This window comes from Bradyrhizobium sp. 139 (genome assembly GCF_023074175.1).
GTDB lineage: Bacteria > Pseudomonadota > Alphaproteobacteria > Rhizobiales > Xanthobacteraceae > Bradyrhizobium.
In genome coordinates this window covers 113,960-130,663 of the sequence record NZ_JADPKS010000046.1, presented here as the reverse complement: position 1 = coordinate 130,663, position 16,704 = coordinate 113,960, and the positions used below count along the sequence as shown (strand labels likewise).

Annotated in this window: 18 protein-coding genes; 7 read left to right on the top strand and 11 right to left on the bottom strand. The window is 64.0% G+C overall.

The genetic code is table 11. The annotated features are described in order from the left end of the window. Positions 1 to 53 precede the first annotated feature (53 nt). Entirely contained in the window at positions 54 to 275 is a 222-nt protein-coding gene (locus tag IVA80_RS12435) for a hypothetical protein (protein ID WP_247429749.1), read from the top strand. On the opposite strand, the gene IVA80_RS12430 is transcribed toward IVA80_RS12435, so the two are convergent. Beyond that, positions 272 to 1,759 carry an HWE histidine kinase domain-containing protein gene (locus tag IVA80_RS12430; RefSeq protein WP_247429747.1) on the bottom strand — a complete coding sequence of 496 codons (1,488 nt, stop codon included), beginning with the start codon at positions 1,757 to 1,759 and terminating at the stop codon, positions 272 to 274. The two genes, IVA80_RS12435 and IVA80_RS12430, sit on opposite strands and share 4 nt — an antisense overlap. Before the next feature lie 14 nt (positions 1,760 to 1,773). Then, positions 1,774 to 8,067: a HAMP domain-containing protein gene (locus IVA80_RS12425; protein ID WP_247429744.1), complete on the bottom strand. Its 6,294-nt coding sequence runs from the start codon at positions 8,065 to 8,067 to the stop codon at positions 1,774 to 1,776. Positions 8,068 to 8,353: 286 nt separating this feature from the next. Here IVA80_RS12425 and IVA80_RS12420 point away from each other — a divergent pair, with 286 nt between their 5' ends. Beyond that, complete coding sequence (locus IVA80_RS12420; protein ID WP_247429742.1) at positions 8,354 to 8,650, top strand: hypothetical protein; 297 nt, start codon at positions 8,354 to 8,356, stop codon at positions 8,648 to 8,650. A gap of 5 nt (positions 8,651 to 8,655) precedes the next feature. On the opposite strand, the gene IVA80_RS12415 is transcribed toward IVA80_RS12420, so the two are convergent. After that, positions 8,656 to 9,168 (bottom strand): DUF4142 domain-containing protein, encoded by a 513-nt coding sequence (locus tag IVA80_RS12415; protein ID WP_247429739.1) that lies wholly within the window; start codon positions 9,166 to 9,168, stop codon positions 8,656 to 8,658. Between the two features lie 96 nt (positions 9,169 to 9,264). Between IVA80_RS12415 and IVA80_RS12410 the strand changes: the two genes are divergently transcribed. The 3 genes from IVA80_RS12410 (at position 9,265) to IVA80_RS12405 (ending at position 9,997) form a co-directional block, all read left to right on the top strand. Then, positions 9,265 to 9,459: a hypothetical protein gene (locus IVA80_RS12410; RefSeq protein ID WP_247429736.1), complete on the top strand. Its 195-nt coding sequence runs from the start codon at positions 9,265 to 9,267 to the stop codon at positions 9,457 to 9,459. A 116-nt stretch (positions 9,460 to 9,575) separates the two neighbouring features. Further along, positions 9,576 to 9,707 (top strand): hypothetical protein, encoded by a 132-nt coding sequence (locus IVA80_RS38335; protein WP_256467369.1) that lies wholly within the window; start codon positions 9,576 to 9,578, stop codon positions 9,705 to 9,707. 83 nt (positions 9,708 to 9,790) lie between these two features. After that, complete coding sequence (locus IVA80_RS12405) at positions 9,791 to 9,997, top strand: hypothetical protein (protein WP_247429734.1); 207 nt, start codon at positions 9,791 to 9,793, stop codon at positions 9,995 to 9,997. A 139-nt stretch (positions 9,998 to 10,136) separates the two neighbouring features. Here the strand turns inward: IVA80_RS12405 and IVA80_RS12400 are convergent, their stop codons facing one another. The 8 genes from IVA80_RS12400 to IVA80_RS12365 all read right to left on the bottom strand — a co-directional run bounded on the left by IVA80_RS12400 (position 10,137) and on the right by IVA80_RS12365 (position 15,997). Next, positions 10,137 to 10,385: a hypothetical protein gene (locus tag IVA80_RS12400; protein WP_247429732.1), complete on the bottom strand. Its 249-nt coding sequence runs from the start codon at positions 10,383 to 10,385 to the stop codon at positions 10,137 to 10,139. Between the two features lie 344 nt (positions 10,386 to 10,729). Beyond that, positions 10,730 to 11,218: a DUF3147 family protein gene (locus tag IVA80_RS12395; protein WP_247429730.1), complete on the bottom strand. Its 489-nt coding sequence runs from the start codon at positions 11,216 to 11,218 to the stop codon at positions 10,730 to 10,732. Beyond that, entirely contained in the window at positions 11,218 to 11,565 is a 348-nt protein-coding gene (locus IVA80_RS12390; RefSeq protein ID WP_247429801.1) for a DUF3147 family protein, read from the bottom strand. Before IVA80_RS12390 ends, IVA80_RS12395 begins: the two co-directional genes overlap by 1 nt. Then, the gene (locus IVA80_RS12385) at positions 11,562 to 12,146 is read right to left on the bottom strand and encodes a phosphatase PAP2 family protein (RefSeq protein WP_247429728.1); all 585 of its coding nucleotides are present in this window, start codon (positions 12,144 to 12,146) and stop codon (positions 11,562 to 11,564) included. Before IVA80_RS12385 ends, IVA80_RS12390 begins: the two co-directional genes overlap by 4 nt. Positions 12,147 to 12,246: 100 nt before the next feature. Further along, positions 12,247 to 13,248 (bottom strand): SDR family oxidoreductase, encoded by a 1,002-nt coding sequence (locus tag IVA80_RS12380; protein ID WP_276007213.1) that lies wholly within the window; start codon positions 13,246 to 13,248, stop codon positions 12,247 to 12,249. Between the two features lie 91 nt (positions 13,249 to 13,339). Next, positions 13,340 to 13,891 (bottom strand): DUF4142 domain-containing protein, encoded by a 552-nt coding sequence (locus tag IVA80_RS12375; RefSeq protein WP_247429726.1) that lies wholly within the window; start codon positions 13,889 to 13,891, stop codon positions 13,340 to 13,342. A gap of 81 nt (positions 13,892 to 13,972) precedes the next feature. Beyond that, positions 13,973 to 14,200, bottom strand: coding sequence for a hypothetical protein (locus IVA80_RS12370; RefSeq protein ID WP_247429724.1), 228 nt, complete (start codon positions 14,198 to 14,200; stop codon positions 13,973 to 13,975). A gap of 15 nt (positions 14,201 to 14,215) precedes the next feature. Next, positions 14,216 to 15,997, bottom strand: a complete 1,782-nt coding sequence (locus IVA80_RS12365; RefSeq protein WP_247429722.1) for a thiamine pyrophosphate-requiring protein — start codon at positions 15,995 to 15,997, stop codon at positions 14,216 to 14,218. Between the two features lie 142 nt (positions 15,998 to 16,139). Between IVA80_RS12365 and IVA80_RS12360 the strand changes: the two genes are divergently transcribed. Together IVA80_RS12360 and IVA80_RS12355 are read left to right on the top strand one after the other, a co-directional pair. Beyond that, complete coding sequence (locus tag IVA80_RS12360) at positions 16,140 to 16,514, top strand: PRC-barrel domain-containing protein (protein WP_247429720.1); 375 nt, start codon at positions 16,140 to 16,142, stop codon at positions 16,512 to 16,514. Positions 16,515 to 16,537: 23 nt separating this feature from the next. Further along, on the top strand, positions 16,538 to 16,696 hold the full coding sequence (locus IVA80_RS12355; protein WP_247429718.1) for a hypothetical protein: 159 nt from the start codon (positions 16,538 to 16,540) through the stop codon (positions 16,694 to 16,696). The last annotated feature ends 8 nt before the right edge of the window (positions 16,697 to 16,704 follow it).

Below are 16,704 nucleotides of genomic sequence, written 5' to 3'. Positions count from 1 at the left end.
ACGTTCATGCCGGTCTTGCGAGGATGAATGCCATCAACACGGGAACATCCGATATGGGTAAGGTGGTCTTTCTCTATCGCTCGCTGGCCTATCGCAATGCGGCCGCGGACATGCTGCGCAAGGCGCGCAAGCTGCCGCGCGGCGCCGAGCGGAGCGCGGCCCGCCGGTACGCGCGGGCGCTGCGCGACCTCTCGCAAACGGAAGCCTGGCTGGAAGGGCGTGTCGCTGACGAACGTCAGCCGATGCAGCGTATGAGGGGCGTCGCGGCGCGCTAACCTGAAGCCCGCTGAAGGGCTTCGGAGGGAGCGTCGAACTTGCTCACGACCGCCGGCGCTGCCGCCTTCCGCGTCAGCGGCACCTCTAGGCGGCACAACAGGCCTTCGGCACGCCAGTCGAATTCCGCCTGCCCACCGAGTTGCGATTCGACACTGGCAAGCAGGCTTCGTGTGCCGAAGCCGCGGGATTTCGGCGTGCTCACCAGCGGACCGCCGGATTCGTCCCAAGTCAATGTGAGGTGGTCGTCCTCGACCTGCCAGCCGATCGCGAGCCGTCCCGACCGCGCCGAGAGCGCGCCATACTTCGCCGAGTTGGTGAAAAGCTCATGCAACGCCAGCGCCAGTGTCTGGGCGGTCGTCGGCAGCAACTGAACCTCCGGTCCCACAAGCTTGATCTGGCCGCCGAGTGAGTAGGGCGCCAGTTCCTCGTCGATCAGCTTCGAGAGCTCGGCACCCTGCCAGCTCGACAGCGATAGGATCGTGTGCACGCGCGCCAACGCATTGATGCGCCCCTCGACCGCGTTGACGTAGGCCTTGACCTCGTCGGCACGGGTGAGGCGCACGATCGACTGCGCCAGCGCCAGCGCGTTCTTGGCGCGATGATCGACCTCGCGCGCCAGCAGATTCTGTCTCTCTTCCGCGCGTTTGCGCTCGGTGACGTCCACGGTGACGCCGCTCACGCGCACCACGCGGCCGCCCTGATCCACCGTTGCGGCTGCCGTGCCGACGCACCAGCGCACCTCGCCGTCCGGCCGGCTGACGCGAAACTCGCCTTCATAGGCGTGCGCGCCGGTATTGAACGCGGCAATCGCCTGGCCGAACTGGTCGACATCATCAGGGTGCAGCAGCGCCTGGATGTTGGCTAAGGTGACGTTGAAGGTCTCCGGCGTCACGCCGAAGATGCGGTACTGGCCTTCGTCCCACATCCAGTCGCCATTGACCCAGTCCCAGTCCCAGGATCCCATCTTGCCGGCGGCGATCGCCATGCTGCGCCGCTCTTCGCTCTCGCGCAGCTTTGCGGTGGAATTCTCCAGCTCGGCTGTGCGTGCGCGAACGCGGGCCTCGAGATCCTGGTTCAGCCGTTCGAGCTCGCGCGTCTTGCGATAGAGCTCGGCAAACACCTTGACCTTGGCGCGCAGCACCTCGGGCACGACCGGCACCGGGACGTAGTCGACGGCGCCCATCTCGTAGCCGCGCAAGCGGTCGATGTCGCTGACCTGGATCGCCGAGATGAAGATCATCGCGGTCTTCTGGAAACGCGGATGCTCGCGGATCATCGCGGCCAGCTCGAAGCCGTCGAGCTCGGGCATGCAGACGTCGACCAGGATCACCGCGATCTCGGTCCTGAGCAGCACCTCCAGTGCCTCGCGGCCCGACGAGGCGATCACGAGGTTCTCACCGAGATTCTTCAAAATCACCTCATAGGCGAGCAGCTTGGCCGGCTGGTCGTCGACGAGGAGGATGTTGACCTTTTCGTGGTCCATTCGCGGATCCAAGCTCAACGATGCAGCCACATGCGGATCGCAAGCAGCAATTGATCGGTGTTGACGGGTTTGGCGAGGTAGTCGGACGCGCCGGCTTCCAGGCATTTCTCACGGTCGCCCTTCATCGCCTTGGCAGTCAGCGCGATGATCGGAAGGCGAGCGAACGCCGGGTTCTCGCGAATGACGCCGATGGTCTGATAGCCATCCATCTGCGGCATCATGATGTCCATCAGCACGATGGCGATGTCCGGACTGGATTCGACCAGCGTCACCGCCTCGCGGCCGGTCGTCGCCGTCAGCACCTTCATGCCGCGCCGTTCCAGCACGCTCGACAGCGCGAAGATGTTGCGGGCGTCGTCGTCGACGAGCAGGGCGGTCTTGCCGATCAGGTCCTCGTCGGAGCTGTTCAGCTTCTCCAGCATGCGCTGCTTCTCGATCGGCAATTCCGTGATCACGCGATGCAGGAACAGCGCGGTCTCGTCGAGCAGGCGCTCTGGCGATTCCACGCCCTTCACCACGATGCTGCGCGCCATGGTGTGGAGTTCGGCGTCCTCTTCCGCCGACAGCTCGCGGCCGGTGAAGACCACGACCGGAACGTTCGACAGCGCCTCGTCGTTGCGGATCTGGTCCAGCACCTCGAAGCCGCTCATGTCGGGCAGCCGCAGGTCGAGCACCACGCAATCGCAGGGCACATCGCGCAGCATCGAGAGCGCGCCGGCGCCGGTATCCGTCGTCACGATGTCGATGTCGTCGTGATGCAGCAGCTCGCGGATCGAGAGCTGCTCGGCCTCGTTGTCCTCGACGATCAGGAGCCGCTTGCGCCGCGGCCGCGCATATTCCTTGATCTGCGTCAGCGCGGCCGAGACCCCTTCGGTCGTGGTCGGCTTGTTGACAAAAGAGAAGGCGCCGCGCGCCAGCGCATGCTGGCGGTCCTCGTCGAGCGTGATGATTTGCACGGGGATGTGGCGCGTCAGCGGATTGTGCTTGAGTTGGCTCAGCACCGTCCAACCCAGCATGTCCGGCAGGAACACGTCGAGCGAGACCGCCCTCGGCTGGTACTGCTTGGCAAGCTCGAGCGCCTCCGCGCCGCGTGCGGCGACCAGAACCTTGAAGCCCTTGTCGCGGGCAAGATCGACCAGCACGCGTGCATAGTGCGGATCGTCCTCGACGATGAGCAGGATGGTGTCGCCGGGCTCGAGGTTGAGCCGGTCATCGGGAAGCTGCTCAATGACGCGCTGCTGCTCCGGTGCGGCCGGCTGGAGCGCCGGCGGCTGGCTATGCTGGGATGCAGGCGCGGCGCGCAACGCGAGCGTCGGGCCGGAGTATTTCAGCGGCAGATAGAGCGTGAAGGACGAGCCCTTACCCGGCGCGCTGCGAAGGTGGATTTCGCCGCCGAGCAGGCTGGCGAGCTCGCGGCTGATGGCAAGCCCGAGGCCGGTGCCGCCATATTTGCGGCTGGTGCCGGCATCTGCCTGCTGGAACGCCTCGAAGATCAGCTTCTGCTTCTCCAGCGGAATGCCGATGCCGGTGTCCGACACTTCGAACGCGATCACGGCCGGCGTGGAGTTCAGCACCGGGTGATCCGGGCCCCAGCCGCCGACGACGGCGGCGACCTTCAAGCGCACTTCGCCTTCGGCGGTGAACTTGAAGGCGTTGGAGAGCAGGTTCTTGAGGACCTGTTGCAGCCGCTTTGAATCGGTGACGATGCTGCGCGCGAGGTTCGGATCGACGTCGATCTTGAACGACAGGTTGCGGTTCTCGGCCTCGTGCCGGAACGGCCGCCCGACGGTCTCGAGCAGGTTCGCGGTCAGAATCTCCTCGGCGTCGACCGTAACCGTGCCGGATTCGATCTTGGAGAGATCGAGAATGTCGCTGATGAGGTTGAGCAGGTCGGTGCCGGCGCCGTGGATGGTGCGGGCGAATTCGACCTGCTTGCCGGTGAGGTTGCCGTCCGGATTGTCGGTGAGCTGCTGGCCGAGGATCAGGATCGAGTTCAGCGGCGTGCGCAGCTCGTGGCTCATATTGGCGAGAAATTCGGACTTGTACTTCGAGGTCAGCGCGAGCTCGGTCGCCTTTTCCTCCAGCGCGCGGCGGGCCTGCTCGATCTCCTGGTTCTTGCGCTCGACCTCGACGTTGCGCTCGGCAAGCTGCTGCGCCTTCTGCTCGAGCTGGTCGTTGGTCTGCTGCAATTCACGCTGCTGGGTCTGGAGCTCGCCGGCAAGCTGCTGCGACTGCTTGAGCAGGCCTTCGGTCTGCATCGTCGCTTCGATCGAGTTGAGCACGATGCCGATGGAGTCGGTGAGCTGCTCCAGGAACGTCATCTGCGACGTCGTGAACGAAGTGAGCGAGGCGAGCTCGATCACGGCCTTGACCTGGCCTTCGAACAGCACCGGCAGCACGACGAGGTTCTTCGGCGCGACGCGGAACAGCGCCGAGTTGATCGGCACGATGTCGGCCGGAATGTCGGCGACCACGCGCGGGCGCTTGTCCAGTGCACACTGGCCGATCAGGCCGTCGCCGAACGGCAGCACGCGCTGATACGGATAGATGCCGTCGCCGGCATATGATGCGAGCAGCAGAAGCTGCGGACTATCCTCGCTCTCGACCTGATAGATCACGCCGGTATGGGCGTTCACCAGCGGCGATAGTTCGGTCAGCAGCAACCGGCCGACGGTGGCAAGGTCGCGCTGGCCCTGGAGCATGTTGGTGAATTTCGCAAGGTTGGTCTTCAGCCAGTCCTGCTCGGTGTTCACGTCCGTCGTGAGACGGAGGTTCGTGATCATCGTGTTGATATTGTCCTTCAGCTCGGCCACCTCGCCGCGGGCATCGACCTGGATCGACCGCGTCAGGTCGCCCTTGGTCACGGCAGTCGCGACTTCCGCGATCGCGCGCACCTGCGAGGTGAGGTTGGCCGCCAAGAGGTTCACGTTACCGGTGAGGTCCTTCCAGGTGCCGGCGGCGCCGGGCACGTCGGCCTGGCCACCCAGTCGGCCCTCGACGCCGACCTCGCGTGCCACCGACGTCACCTGATCGGCGAAGGTTGCGAGCGTCTCGGTCATGTTATTGATGGTGTCGGCGAGCGCCGCGACCTCGCCCTTCGACTTCACCGTGAGGTTCTGCTTGAGGTCGCCGTTGGCGACAGCGGTAACGACCTTGACGATGCCGCGGACCTGCTCGGTCAGGTTCGCCGCCATGAAGTTGACGGTGTCGGTGAGGTCCTTCCAGGTGCCGGCGACGCCGGGCACCTGGGCCTGGCCGCCGAGCTCGCCTTCGGTACCGACCTCGCGGGCGACGCGGGTGACTTCGCCGGCGAACGCGTTGAGCTGATCGACCATGGTGTTGATGGTGTTCTTCAGCTCGAGGATTTCGCCCTTCACGTCCACGGTGATCTTGCGGGACAAGTCGCCGCGCGCGACGGCGGTCGTGACTTCGGCGATGTTGCGGACCTGCGTGGTGAGGTTCGCGGCCAGCAGGTTGACGTTGTCGGTGAGATCCTTCCAGGTGCCGCCGACGCCGGGTACGACAGCCTGACCGCCGAGCCGGCCTTCGGTGCCGACCTCGCGCGCCACGCGGGTCACTTCGGCGGCGAAGGAACGGAGCTGCTCCACCATCGTGTTCAGGGTGTCCTTGAGCAGCAAGATCTCGCCGCGCACGTCCACCGTGATCTTCTTCGACAGGTCGCCGCCGGCGATCGCGGTCGCGACCTCGGCGATGTTCCGGACCTGCGCGGTCAGGTTGGAAGCCATGAAGTTGACGTTGTCGGTGAGGTCCTTCCAGGTGCCGGCAACGCCGGACACCTCGGCCTGACCGCCGAGCTTGCCTTCGGTGCCGACCTCGCGGGCCACACGCGTGACTTCGCCGGCGAAGGCGTTGAGCTGGTCCACCATCGTGTTGATGGTGTTCTTGAGCTCGAGGATTTCGCCCTTCACGTCCACGGTGATCTTGCGAGACAAGTCGCCGCGCGCCACGGCCGTGGTGACCTCGGCGATGTTGCGGACCTGCGCGGTGAGATTACCCGCCATGGAGTTCACGCTGTCGGTGAGGTCCTTCCAGGTGCCGGCGACGCCGGGCACGTTGGCCTGACCGCCGAGGCGACCTTCGGTGCCGACCTCGCGCGCCACGCGCGTCACCTCGCCCGCGAAGCGGTTGAGCTGGTCGACCATCGTGTTCAAGGTGTCCTTGAGCTGAAGGATCTCGCCGCGCACGTCCACCGTGATCTTGCGTGACAAGTCACCGCCGGCGATGGCGGTCGCGACCTCGGCGATATTGCGGACCTGAGCCGTGAGATTGCCCGCCATCGAGTTCACGGAGTCGGTCAAGTCCTTCCAGGTGCCGGCGACGCCGGGCACGTCGGCCTGGCCGCCGAGCTTGCCGTCGGTGCCGACCTCGCGTGCCACGCGCGTCACTTCGCCGGCGAAGGCATTGAGCTGGTCCACCATGGTGTTGAGCGTTTCCTTCAGCTGAAGGATTTCGCCCGAGACGTTCACCGTGATCTTCTTGGACAGGTCGCCTTTGGCGACCGCGGTCGCGACTTCGGCGATGTTACGGACCTGGCCGGTCAGGTTCGAGGCCATCGAGTTGACGGAGTCCGTCAAGTCCTTCCAGGTGCCGCCGACGCCGCGCACGACGGCCTGACCGCCGAGCTTGCCTTCGGTGCCGACCTCGCGCGCCACGCGCGTGACTTCGCCGGCGAAGGCATTGAGCTGGTCCACCATGGTGTTGATGGTGTCCTTCAGCTCCAGAATTTCGCCGCGCACGTCCACGGTGATCTTCTTCGACAAGTCGCCGCCGGCGACCGCCGTCGTCACCTCGGCGATATTACGAACCTGCGCGGTCAGGTTCGACGCCATCGAGTTGACGCTTTCGGTGAGATCCTTCCAGGTGCCGGCGACGCCGAGCACGTTGGCCTGGCCGCCGAGCCGGCCTTCGGTGCCGACCTCGCGCGCGACGCGCGTGACTTCGCCGGCGAAGGCGTTGAGCTGGTCGACCATGGTGTTGAGCGTTTCCTTCAGCTGAAGGATTTCGCCCGAGACGTTCACGGTGATCTTCTTCGACAGATCGCCGCCGGCGATCGCGGTCGCGACGTCGGCGATGTTACGGACCTGCGCGGTCAGGTTCGATGCCATGAAGTTGACGTTGTCGGTGAGGTCCTTCCAGGTTCCGGCCACACCAGGCACCTGGGCCTGGCCGCCGAGCTTGCCTTCGGTGCCGACCTCGCGCGCCACGCGGGTCACTTCGGAAGCGAAGGAGTTGAGCTGGTCCACCATGGTGTTGATGGTGTCCTTCAGCTCCAGGATCTCGCCGCGCACGTCCACCGTGATCTTGCGGGACAGGTCGCCGCGGGCCACGGCCGTGGTGACATTGGCGATGTTGCGGACCTGTGCGGTAAGGTTGCCGCACATCGCGTTGACGGAGTCGGTGAGGTCCTTCCAGGTGCCGGCGACGCCCGGGACGATGGCTTGGCCACCGAGCTTGCCGTCGGTGCCGACTTCGCGCGCCACGCGCGTCACTTCGGAGGCGAAGGAGCGGAGCTGGTCCACCATCGTGTTGATGGCTTCCTTGAGCTGAAGGATCTCGCCGCGGACGTCGACCGTGATCTTCTTGGACAAGTCGCCGTTGGCGACCGCGATCGTCACCTCGGCGATGTTGCGAACCTGGTTGGTCAGGTTGTTCGCCATCGAGTTGACGCTCTCGGTGAGGTCCTTCCAGACGCCGGTCACTTCCGGCACCTGGGCCTGGCCGCCGAGCTTGCCTTCGGTGCCGACCTCGCGCGCCACGCGCGTCACCTCGGAGGTGAACACGCCGAGCTGCTTGATCATGGTGTTGACGATGGTCGCCGACTGCAAGAATTCTCCGCGGAGCGGGCGGCCATCGACGTCCAGCTTGACCGTCTGGAGCAGGTCGCCCTGCGCCACCGCCGCAACCGCGCGGGTCACCTCGCGGGTTGGCCACAGGAGGTCGTCGATCAGCGTGTTGACGGAGCCTTCCATGTCGGCCCAGGAGCCGCTGGCGAGGCCGAACTTCACGCGCTGGCGGGTCTTGCCCTCGCGTCCCACGACCTGACCAACCAACTCGAGCTGCTGCGCCATGCGCTGGTTCGCGGCGATGATCTCATTGAAAGTGTCGGCGATCTTGCCATCGATGCCGAGATAGTCGCCGCTCATGCGCACGGAAAAATCGCCGCTGCGCATGGCCTGCAAGGCAAGCAGCAATTCCGGCCGGGAATCCGGGTCCGACATACCGCTGGCTTTTGGCTTTGGGACGCGACGACCGGAGCGTGATGCAGTTCCGGGATCGAGGTCGCTCATACTAATTCCCCCGCGGCGTCGACCGAATCTAAAGCGTGACGCAATTGGTCAAAATAGAGCGTCAGCCAAATTCGAAATCAAGCGCCAAGGTTGCGACGCGAGGAATTGGAACCTGCCGTGCTCAGCCCAGCTGTGACAACGACGGGGATTGCCAACGGTTCCATCCGGTTCAGTAAAAGTGCCGCTCCTGGTATCGGCCGTTTTGGCCTGCATTTCGGGATTCCGGTCCGTCTTGGGAACGGAGGATCGGCCCCGAGGTTAGCCCGCAAACACAGGGAGAGCGCATATGAGAGCCGGATTGGCCGCCCTTGTCGTCACATTGCTTGCCGCTGGATCGGCGCTGGCCCAGACTGGCGCGCCCAGCGGACGCGGGGCTGTGACCGGCGATCCCGCGGCAAGCTCCGCCACGCCACACGCGGGTTCGCAGACCACAGGGACCGCAACCAAATCGAACCCAAGCGGCAGCGGCACCTCGACCTCGGGCGGCAGGGACGACAACGGCGATGCCGGCCGGGACAAGATGCCCGAGAGCAACCGCACGGTGCGGCCGGAGAGCCAGCAGCATCATCCGGAAGACAAATAGGGCTGCTATTTGTCCGCCATGGTGCGCTCCGCATCTTTCACTTGCGAGCGCAGCACCGGCAATTGCTCGCGCGCGAAGGCCGCGAGCGCAGGATCGTCGGGCGCCCTCAAATAGCGATCGAGCAGTCTGATGGCGGATTCATATTCGAGGATCTGCGCGGCATAGAAGCTTCTGACGTAAGTTGGTCCATCCGCATTTTCGGGCTCGACGAGGCTTGCGCTCACTGACGTTGTCTTGCCGGCGTGCGGCTCCGCACCAATCGCGTCCTGAATCTGCTTCAGGGTCTTGTCGCGCTGGCCTGCCTCTTCGGCGCGCAGGGCCGCGAGATTTTTCACCTCCGCATTGCCTTTCAGGTCGGTGCTCTCCAGCAGGTCCTGCTGGAAACGGCTGAAGGTGTAGAGACCGGTGATAACATCGGTTGCGGTCGGCACGTGGTTGCCAGCCGTTCGCTCACCAGTGCTGTCGGCGAACGCTGCTGTGCTGATGAAACCCAAGACTATCGCGACAACAATCCTCATGCCTCTTCAATGACGGGTGCGGTGTGAAGTTCCCCGATCGTTACGATCCGGTAAAAGGCGGTTGCGGCGCCGGAGTTCCGTCCCCAGATATTATCCATGAAACAGTCTGACATTTTCAGAGATAACGCCGACAACTGCCTTCAGCTCGCCGAGCGCGCGGAAGGGCAGCCCGCTCATAATCGCTATTTGCGTATGGCGGATGCCTGGACGGCATTGGCGAACGAGCAGGACTGGCTGGACGGTGAAATCCCGCCCGTAAAGGTCCGCGTCCTCCAAACGCAGGATGCGTGAGCGCTCTCGTTTCGTGAATTCGCGTGTGAGACTGCTCACGGAATGCAAGCCACCAATCCAGGATCATCCGCGAACAGTCGATCGCGTTGATCTTGATTCCGGAAGGAGGTTTTGCGATGGCTCCACGTCTGGTTCTTCTTTCGCTCGTTCTCGCCTTTGGCGTTTCGGTCGCATTCGCGACCGTGACGACGGTGCGGCAGGTGCATCTGGAGAATGCATCGGCGGCGGTCCACGCTGCGCACAGTTAGCCGCGATCGCCCCCGGGCGCCGGAACCTTCGACGCTCCGGCGCGTAAGCGCTTCGAGACACACCAGAGAAGCGAGAGGACATCATGGCCCATTCCAACCAGGGTATCGTCAGAGATAAGCGCGGTGAACAGCAACCGCGCGACAAGCAGCGTGCGCAGACCGTGCATAAGTCGGAGCCAGAAGGCTCGTCCTCTCGTGAGGCCACGCGTGACCCCAAGCTGAACGACAATAGCAAGACCCCCGGATCCGGCATGGCGCCGGATGATGCGGGCGACGCGCCGAGCGGCTAGTTCTTACGAGGAACGAATCCGCGGGCGAAGAGTCGATGGATTGCTTCCGGTTGTCATGCCCCCGGTGCTCCGGAAGCGATCTCCAAGGACGGCCCTGGCGCTCCCGTGCCGGGGCCGTTTGCTTGAGCATGAAGCCGGACTAATCCTCAGAGTCGCGCTCCGAATTTGCATGCGTGTGGCCGTCCGGGCCGCGGCCGAACACGCCGAAGCTACTTGATTTGATATTAGGCGCTGCATCGACTCCGGCGGCAGCCAGTCCGAGCTTGAGGAGTTCGCGCACCGCCGCGGCTCGTGTCGGCATGCGATGTCTGAACCGGAAGTCGTCCACCGCGGCCAGTTCCTCCGGTGACAGCATGACCTGGAGCCGCTCGGCGCGAAGGTCGTTCATGGTCAATCACCCAGAATGAGTAAGCTGAGTAGTCTGCTCAACAAACGAGTTCGGCCCGGGTTCCATCAAATCTGACAATGGTGCCAAGTGAGTAAAAACATACAGGCAAATCAATAAGTTAAGTTAAGTTAATGAAGAAATCTTCGGACGGGTGCATGCTCAGGCAAAACGGGAGAGATGTCATGACGGACGAAGTCAGATTGCCCCGCAAGCTTTCCGAAGAGGCCGAAGCACCCAAGCCAGTGCGCCCGAGCCACCAGAGGGTTATCGAGCAGGTGGAGCGCTGGGCCAACAGCCCGGGCCTTCAACCACCGAAGTTGCAACCGTCGACCCGCGCGAAAGCGCTAAGGCTTCACGAGGGGAGTGCCCTTCGCAGATGGCGAACAGGCTGACCGGTGCGGTTTGTGGGAGATGATGCGCAGCCTGCGCCTGAGCCACCAGGCCGATACGGAAACGACCGCCCAGACCGTCAAAGCAGCAATGAAGGCGACCGCTATGCTGGTTCCGACGGTGACATGGAAGACGGCGGCGAATGCCGCAAGGCCGATGCTGCCGAGCCCGGCACCTGCAGCATCCAGCGCAGCCGCCTTCTGTCCGCGCCGCCGCCCGCTCAGACCGGCCTTCTCCTTGGCGTGACGCTCGTGGCTTTCGATCAGCGTCGCGCTGGCGCAGAAGATGGCTGGAAGCGCGAGAAACAGCCCGCCGACAGAGACGCCGAAATGCGAGCCGAGGAGTCCCGCGAGCATTGTCGCGAAGCCGCCGAGTACGAAGCGAACGGCGTATTCGTACCAACGCGTCTGCTTCAACGCCGATGGAGACAGTTTGACCAGCATCAGGCGGCGCCTCCGAAACCCGCAAGCAGACCGAAGGCGACCACGAGCCAGGCGCCAAAGGCCAGGACCGTGGCGGGGAGCGCGTCGAGACGAAGCCTCATCAGCACCTGACAAACGGCAAGGCTGTAGCAGGCGAGGGCGACCGCGCCGTAGATCATGGTCCAGCTTTCGGCCGCAGCGTATTGCGGGCCGTGCTGAACGACCGCGATGCCGAGCGTGGCGAGCGCGACCGACGGCGCGGCGCCGAGGAGGCCGCCAAAACTCTTGGGCCTGAGCATGTCGCCAAGGATCGCGAAGGCGGACACGATCACGCCGCCCGCAATGAAGCGCAGGACATATTCGGTCATGGCGACACCCGCCATTTGTCTTTTCCGCCCCTCGATTTGGCCAGCGTCCATGGCCGCATCAGCCTCTCCACGGCCGCGCCAAGGGCGAAGCCCGCGACCACGTCGCTCGACCAATGCGCGAGTACCGCAATCCGGGTCAGCGAAACCCCGACCGCAACCATGCGTACCAAACGACGCGGCGTTTTCGGCAGCAGGCCCGCCGCCGAGGCAAGTGCGCCCATATGGACCGCGTGACCGGAAGGAAAGGAGTCGCGCGCCTGTCCTGAGATGGGAACTCCATGTCCGTGCCCGCGCAGGGTCAGCCGGTCTGGCCTGATCTGATCGAACACGGATTTCAGGACGTGAGGCAGAAAGGCAGTCGCCAGCGAAACAGCTAGGACGTGGTTTGCAATGGGCCGCTGTTGCGGCTGCCGAAGATGAGTATAAAGCCAACCTGCGGCAGCCAGCGCGAGCAGCACGTGCTCGTCGGCGGCCCAGGTTAATGACTGCGCGGTGCGCTCGATGCCTGAATTGGTGTCATCAGCGATCTCATCCGCGATTGCGGTGTCGATCCGCGTAGGTTTGACGTTCACTAATGCCATCGGCTTGCAAGCGTGATGTCCTTCATGACATGGTTGTAAGGCCCGGAGACAAAGAAGGTTCCCGAACTCTACATCGTGGCATCAGCCCGCGGCGCCGGGACTACGGCTGCCCCGATCCACCGGCGGAACCATACACCTGGCCGGTCGCATAGCTCGCGTCGGCCGCGGCGAGCTGCACGTAAATCGAGGCCAATTCGGCAGGCTGGCCGGGACGGCCGAGCGGTGTCATCCCCCCGAATTTTTCGAGCTTCTCCATGGTTGTGCCGCCGGAGACCTGGAGCGGTGTCCAGATCGGTCCGGGCGCGACGCCGTTGACGCGGATGCCCTTGGGGGCGAGCTGCTTCGCCAGCGACTTCAGGTAGTTCATCGTCGCGGCCTTGGTCTGCGCATAGTCGTAGAGATCGGGCGAGGGATCGTAAGCCTGCTCGGAGGTGGTGCCGATGATGCAGGAGCCGGGCTTGAGATGCGGCAGCGCAGCCTTGATGATCCAGAACGGCGCATAGATGTTGGTCTTCATGGTCGCGTCGAAGTCTTCCGACGAGACGTCGAGGATCGAGGCGCGCGTCTGCTGCCGTGCCGCGTTGTTGACGATGATGTCGAGCCCGCCGAGACCCTGGACAGCCTGCTCGACCAGCTTGTTGCAGAAGACTTCATCCTTGAGATCACCGGGGATCGCAAGCCCGGTTCGTCCTTCTTTCCTGATCAGCGCGATCACTTCCTGTGCGTCGGGCTCTTCCGCCGGCAGATAGTTGATGGCGACGTCGGCGCCTTCGCGTGCATAGGCGATCGCGGCCGCGCGGCCCATGCCGGAATCGCCGCCGGTGATCAGCGCGTTGCGGCCGGCGAGGCGGCCGGAGCCGTTGTAGCTGGTCTCACCATGATCCGGCCGCGGCTCCATCTTGCCGGCAAGGCCCGGCCAGGGCTGTGACTGCTTCTTGAAGGGCGGTTTGGGATAGCGAGTGACGGGATTGATCAGGTCGTGCTCGGCCATCTCGGTGTCTCCTTTCGCTGACGAAGACGCCAGCGAAGCCGCAGCGAGCGTTGCGCTCGCCGCGTGAACCACGTGCCGGCGGGATACTGACGTCTTGCCTTGATGCGCCATGGTGGTCTCCGCAATCTTGCGGTCTCAACGAGCGGAGGAGCATCGTTGCTGACATGAGGACGCCGGTGAGGCCGGCGTCCTCATGCGATGATTACTTGGACTGCCCGACGCTCGGTGCCTTGCCGAGCTCCTTGGCCATGTCGAGATGATGCTTGAGTGCCGGCAGCGTCTTGCCGGCCCAGTCCTTCAGCGCCGAATTGTCGCCACCCTTGGCGTAGCGGTCGAACAGTGAGACCGCGTCCTCGTGCGCGCTGACCTGGTAGGAATTGTAGTCCGAGCTGAAATCCTTGCCTGTCGCGCCCTTGAGCTTGTCGAGCTTGCTCTGGTGCGAACTGTCGAGCGCCGTCGGCAGGGTCGCCTGCACCTTGCCGTCGCCGACGAGGCCCTTGAGCTCGCTGCTGGTCTTGGTATGGTCGGTCACCATCTGCTGCGCAAAGGATTTTTCCTGCGCGTTGCCCTTCTGCTGGGCCAGCTTGCTCGATTCGATCTCGAATATGTCGCTGATAGCGACCTCCTTGACGAAGTCTGCGGTAGCAGGCGCGACGCCGAGCACCGAGTTGACGCCGGTCTTCTCGCCGAGCGACTGGGCGAGCGCGGGGCTTGCGAGAAGCACACAAGCAAAGGCGATGGTGGTACGTTTCATGATCGGTCCTCCGGATTGGCGGCGCGGCTGCATGCCGCGCGGGTCTTTGCGACGACCAACACCGCGCCGGGACCGAGGTTCCTAATCCGTCGGATTGCGACCCGTGCGCGGATTGATCGGATCGGTCGGCTTGCGCCGTAGTCTCTCAGGCAAGAATGATTCTGCCGGCGAGGCCGACGGATCAGCGCGCACATCGGCGTGTCGTTGCGCCCGCTCATGCGGGGTCTGGTTGGCGTTGATCTGTCGCCTGACGTCGACACCGTCGACGGGATCGTTGACGCCGTGCTGGATATCGCGAAAATCGCTCATGCTTCACCTCATTCCTTATCCAGGCAGGATATTTTCCAGCACCTGCCGTGCCGCCCCCTTGATCATGCTGCTCTGGTTTGGATCTGCCTTCATCAGCGCGAGCGAGAAATTCTTCGCCTGCTGCAATGTAATGTGCGGCGGCAGCGGCGGCACCTCGGGATCGGTTTTCACCTCAAGCACGACGGGCATCTCGCTCGCCAGCGCCTGCTCCCAGGCCGAGCCGAGCAGTTGCGGACTGTCGACGAATATGCCGGAGAGGCCGATCATCTCGGCAAAGCGGGAATAGGACACGTCCGGAATGCGCTGCGAGGCCTCGAATTTGGGATCGCCGTTGATGATGCGCTGCTCCCAGGTGACCTGGTTGAGGTCTTCGTTGTTGAAGACGCAGACGATGAAGCGCGGATCGCGCCAGGAGCGCCAGTATTTCGCGGCCGTGATCAGCTCGGCCATGTTGTTCATTTGCATCGCACCATCGCCGACCAGTGCAATCACCGGCCGGTCTGGATGAGCGTATTTTGCGGCGAGTGCGTAAGGTACCGCGGCGCCCATCGAGGCGAGGCCGCCGGAGAGCGAGGCGGTCATGCCGCGGCGCATCTTTAGGTCGCGCGCGAACCAGTTGGCGCAAGAGCCGGAATCGCTGGTGATGATGGCGCGGTCGGGCAGGCGCGGGGACAGCTCCCAGGCGACGAGCTGTGGATTGACCGGCGCTGCGGGCTGATGCGCGCGATCGTCCAGCGTCTTCCACCATTTCGCGACGTCATCTTCGATGCCCTTGCGCCATGCGCCGTCGCTCTTGGGAGCAAGCCGCGGCAACAGCGCGCGCAGCGTCTCGGCGGCATCGCCGACGAGACCGACCTCCATGGGGAAGCGGATCGACATCATGCTGGCGTCGATGTCGATCTGCACGCCGCGCGCCGCGCCTTCCGTCGGCAGGAATTCGGCATAGGGAAAGGCGGAGCCGACCATCAGCAGCGTGTCGCATTCCATCATCATGTTGTAGCTGGGCTCGGTGCCGAGCAGGCCGATCGAGCCGGTGACCCAGGTCAGGTCATCGGGGAGCGCGGCCTTGCCGAGCAGCGCCTTGGCGCAACCGGCTGATAGCCGGTCGGCGACGGCGATCACCTCGTCAGTTGCATGCAGCGCGCCGGCGCCGATGAGCATTGCGACCTTCTCGCCGGCGTTGAGCACCTCGGCCGCACGGTCGAGTTCGGTCTCGCGCGGCGTAATGCTGGGAGAACTGTATCCGACGCCGGAATGCAGCGTGCCGTGCGCCTGAGGCGAGCTTTCGTAGGCCTCCTCCTGGAGATCGTTGGGCAGGATGATTGCAGTCGGCGTCCGCCGGGCCAGCGCCGTTCGCACCGATCGATCGATCAGGTGGCGCACTTGCGCCGGGGTGGACGCCTGCACGACATAGGCGCCGGCGACGTCCTTGAACATCGAGACCAAGTCGAGTTCCTGTTGATAGCTCCCGCCGAGCGCGTTGCGGGCTTGCTGGCCGACAATCGCCAGAACCGGCTGGTGATCGAGCAGCGCGTCGTACAGGCCGGTGATGAGATGCGAGGCGCCGGGGCCCGAGGTCGCGATGCAGACGCCGAGCTGGCCCGAAAATTTTGCATAGGCGCTCGCCATGAACGCCGCCATCTCCTCATGCCGCGCCTGCACGAAACCGATCTTGCCCTCGGCGCGGTTCATCGCGCCGAACACCCCGTTGATGCCGTCGCCGGGGTAACCGAAAATGTGGCGTACGCCCCAGTCATAGAGACGCTGGACGATGAAGTCGGAGACGGTCTGGGACATTGTAGGCGGCTCCCCGGTTTCCTGATCTGGAAACTCAAGAACAGCGCGTTTCGGGCGATGTTCCTGTCTGGTCGCAAGTGCCGTCTGGAACGATCGCCTCCGCATTCGGTTGGTCCATAGACTGACGGAGCGGAGAACTGAGATGTTGAATCAGGGCGAAATGGATCGAACCGAGATGGGTCGCCTGATCGGCAGCGACAAGGTCGAGGGAACACCGGTCTATGGCGCTGATCGCAACAAGATCGGCTCGATTGAACGCGTGATGATCGACAAGGTCAGCGGCAAGGTATCCTACGCCGTGCTCGGCTTCGGCGGATTTCTGGGCCTCGGCAACGATCACTATCCGCTACCTTGGCAATCGCTGAAATACGATACGGAGCTCGGCGGCTATGTCACCGGGATTACCGCCAAAGCGCTCGAAGGTGCGCCGAAATACGGTGGACGCAGCGACTGGAACTGGGGCGATGACGCCGCGGTTCGCGACATCAACTCCTACTATGGTGTTCCCTTCGCTTGAGGGCCGCACAAAAGGGAGATCCGATGAGCAAGGAACGGCCCACCGACGATCCCCGGCGTCAGAATGACTGGGGATCGCATGCCCAGACGGACAAGCCCTGGAAGGGCAATCCGGAGAAAGAGCAAAAGTCGGGCGAGGTAAAGCACGACCTCGAGAAGTGGCAAGAGACGAAGACGCACTGAGCAAAGTG

What these genes read in the sequence shown, in the direction of transcription:
- IVA80_RS12360 (WP_247429720.1), top strand. Translation starts at nt 16,140, where the DNA reads ATGTTGAATCAGGGCGAAATGGATCGAACCGAGATGGGTCGCCTGATC.
- IVA80_RS12390 (WP_247429801.1), bottom strand. Translation starts at nt 11,565, where the DNA reads ATGACCGAATATGTCCTGCGCTTCATTGCGGGCGGCGTGATCGTGTCC.
- IVA80_RS12425 (WP_247429744.1), bottom strand. Translation starts at nt 8,067, where the DNA reads ATGAGCGACCTCGATCCCGGAACTGCATCACGCTCCGGTCGTCGCGTC.
- IVA80_RS12415 (WP_247429739.1), bottom strand. Translation starts at nt 9,168, where the DNA reads ATGAGGATTGTTGTCGCGATAGTCTTGGGTTTCATCAGCACAGCAGCG.
- IVA80_RS12405 (WP_247429734.1), top strand. Translation starts at nt 9,791, where the DNA reads ATGGCCCATTCCAACCAGGGTATCGTCAGAGATAAGCGCGGTGAACAG.
- IVA80_RS12370 (WP_247429724.1), bottom strand. Translation starts at nt 14,200, where the DNA reads ATGAGCGATTTTCGCGATATCCAGCACGGCGTCAACGATCCCGTCGAC.
- IVA80_RS12375 (WP_247429726.1), bottom strand. Translation starts at nt 13,891, where the DNA reads ATGAAACGTACCACCATCGCCTTTGCTTGTGTGCTTCTCGCAAGCCCC.
- IVA80_RS38335 (WP_256467369.1), top strand. Translation starts at nt 9,576, where the DNA reads ATGGCTCCACGTCTGGTTCTTCTTTCGCTCGTTCTCGCCTTTGGCGTT.
- IVA80_RS12380 (WP_276007213.1), bottom strand. Translation starts at nt 13,248, where the DNA reads ATGGCGCATCAAGGCAAGACGTCAGTATCCCGCCGGCACGTGGTTCAC.
- IVA80_RS12420 (WP_247429742.1), top strand. Translation starts at nt 8,354, where the DNA reads ATGAGAGCCGGATTGGCCGCCCTTGTCGTCACATTGCTTGCCGCTGGA.
- IVA80_RS12410 (WP_247429736.1), top strand. Translation starts at nt 9,265, where the DNA reads ATGAAACAGTCTGACATTTTCAGAGATAACGCCGACAACTGCCTTCAG.
- IVA80_RS12430 (WP_247429747.1), bottom strand. Translation starts at nt 1,759, where the DNA reads ATGGACCACGAAAAGGTCAACATCCTCCTCGTCGACGACCAGCCGGCC.
- IVA80_RS12355 (WP_247429718.1), top strand. Translation starts at nt 16,538, where the DNA reads ATGAGCAAGGAACGGCCCACCGACGATCCCCGGCGTCAGAATGACTGG.
- IVA80_RS12385 (WP_247429728.1), bottom strand. Translation starts at nt 12,146, where the DNA reads ATGGCATTAGTGAACGTCAAACCTACGCGGATCGACACCGCAATCGCG.
- IVA80_RS12400 (WP_247429732.1), bottom strand. Translation starts at nt 10,385, where the DNA reads ATGAACGACCTTCGCGCCGAGCGGCTCCAGGTCATGCTGTCACCGGAG.
- IVA80_RS12395 (WP_247429730.1), bottom strand. Translation starts at nt 11,218, where the DNA reads ATGCTGGTCAAACTGTCTCCATCGGCGTTGAAGCAGACGCGTTGGTAC.
- IVA80_RS12435 (WP_247429749.1), top strand. Translation starts at nt 54, where the DNA reads ATGGGTAAGGTGGTCTTTCTCTATCGCTCGCTGGCCTATCGCAATGCG.
- IVA80_RS12365 (WP_247429722.1), bottom strand. Translation starts at nt 15,997, where the DNA reads ATGTCCCAGACCGTCTCCGACTTCATCGTCCAGCGTCTCTATGACTGG.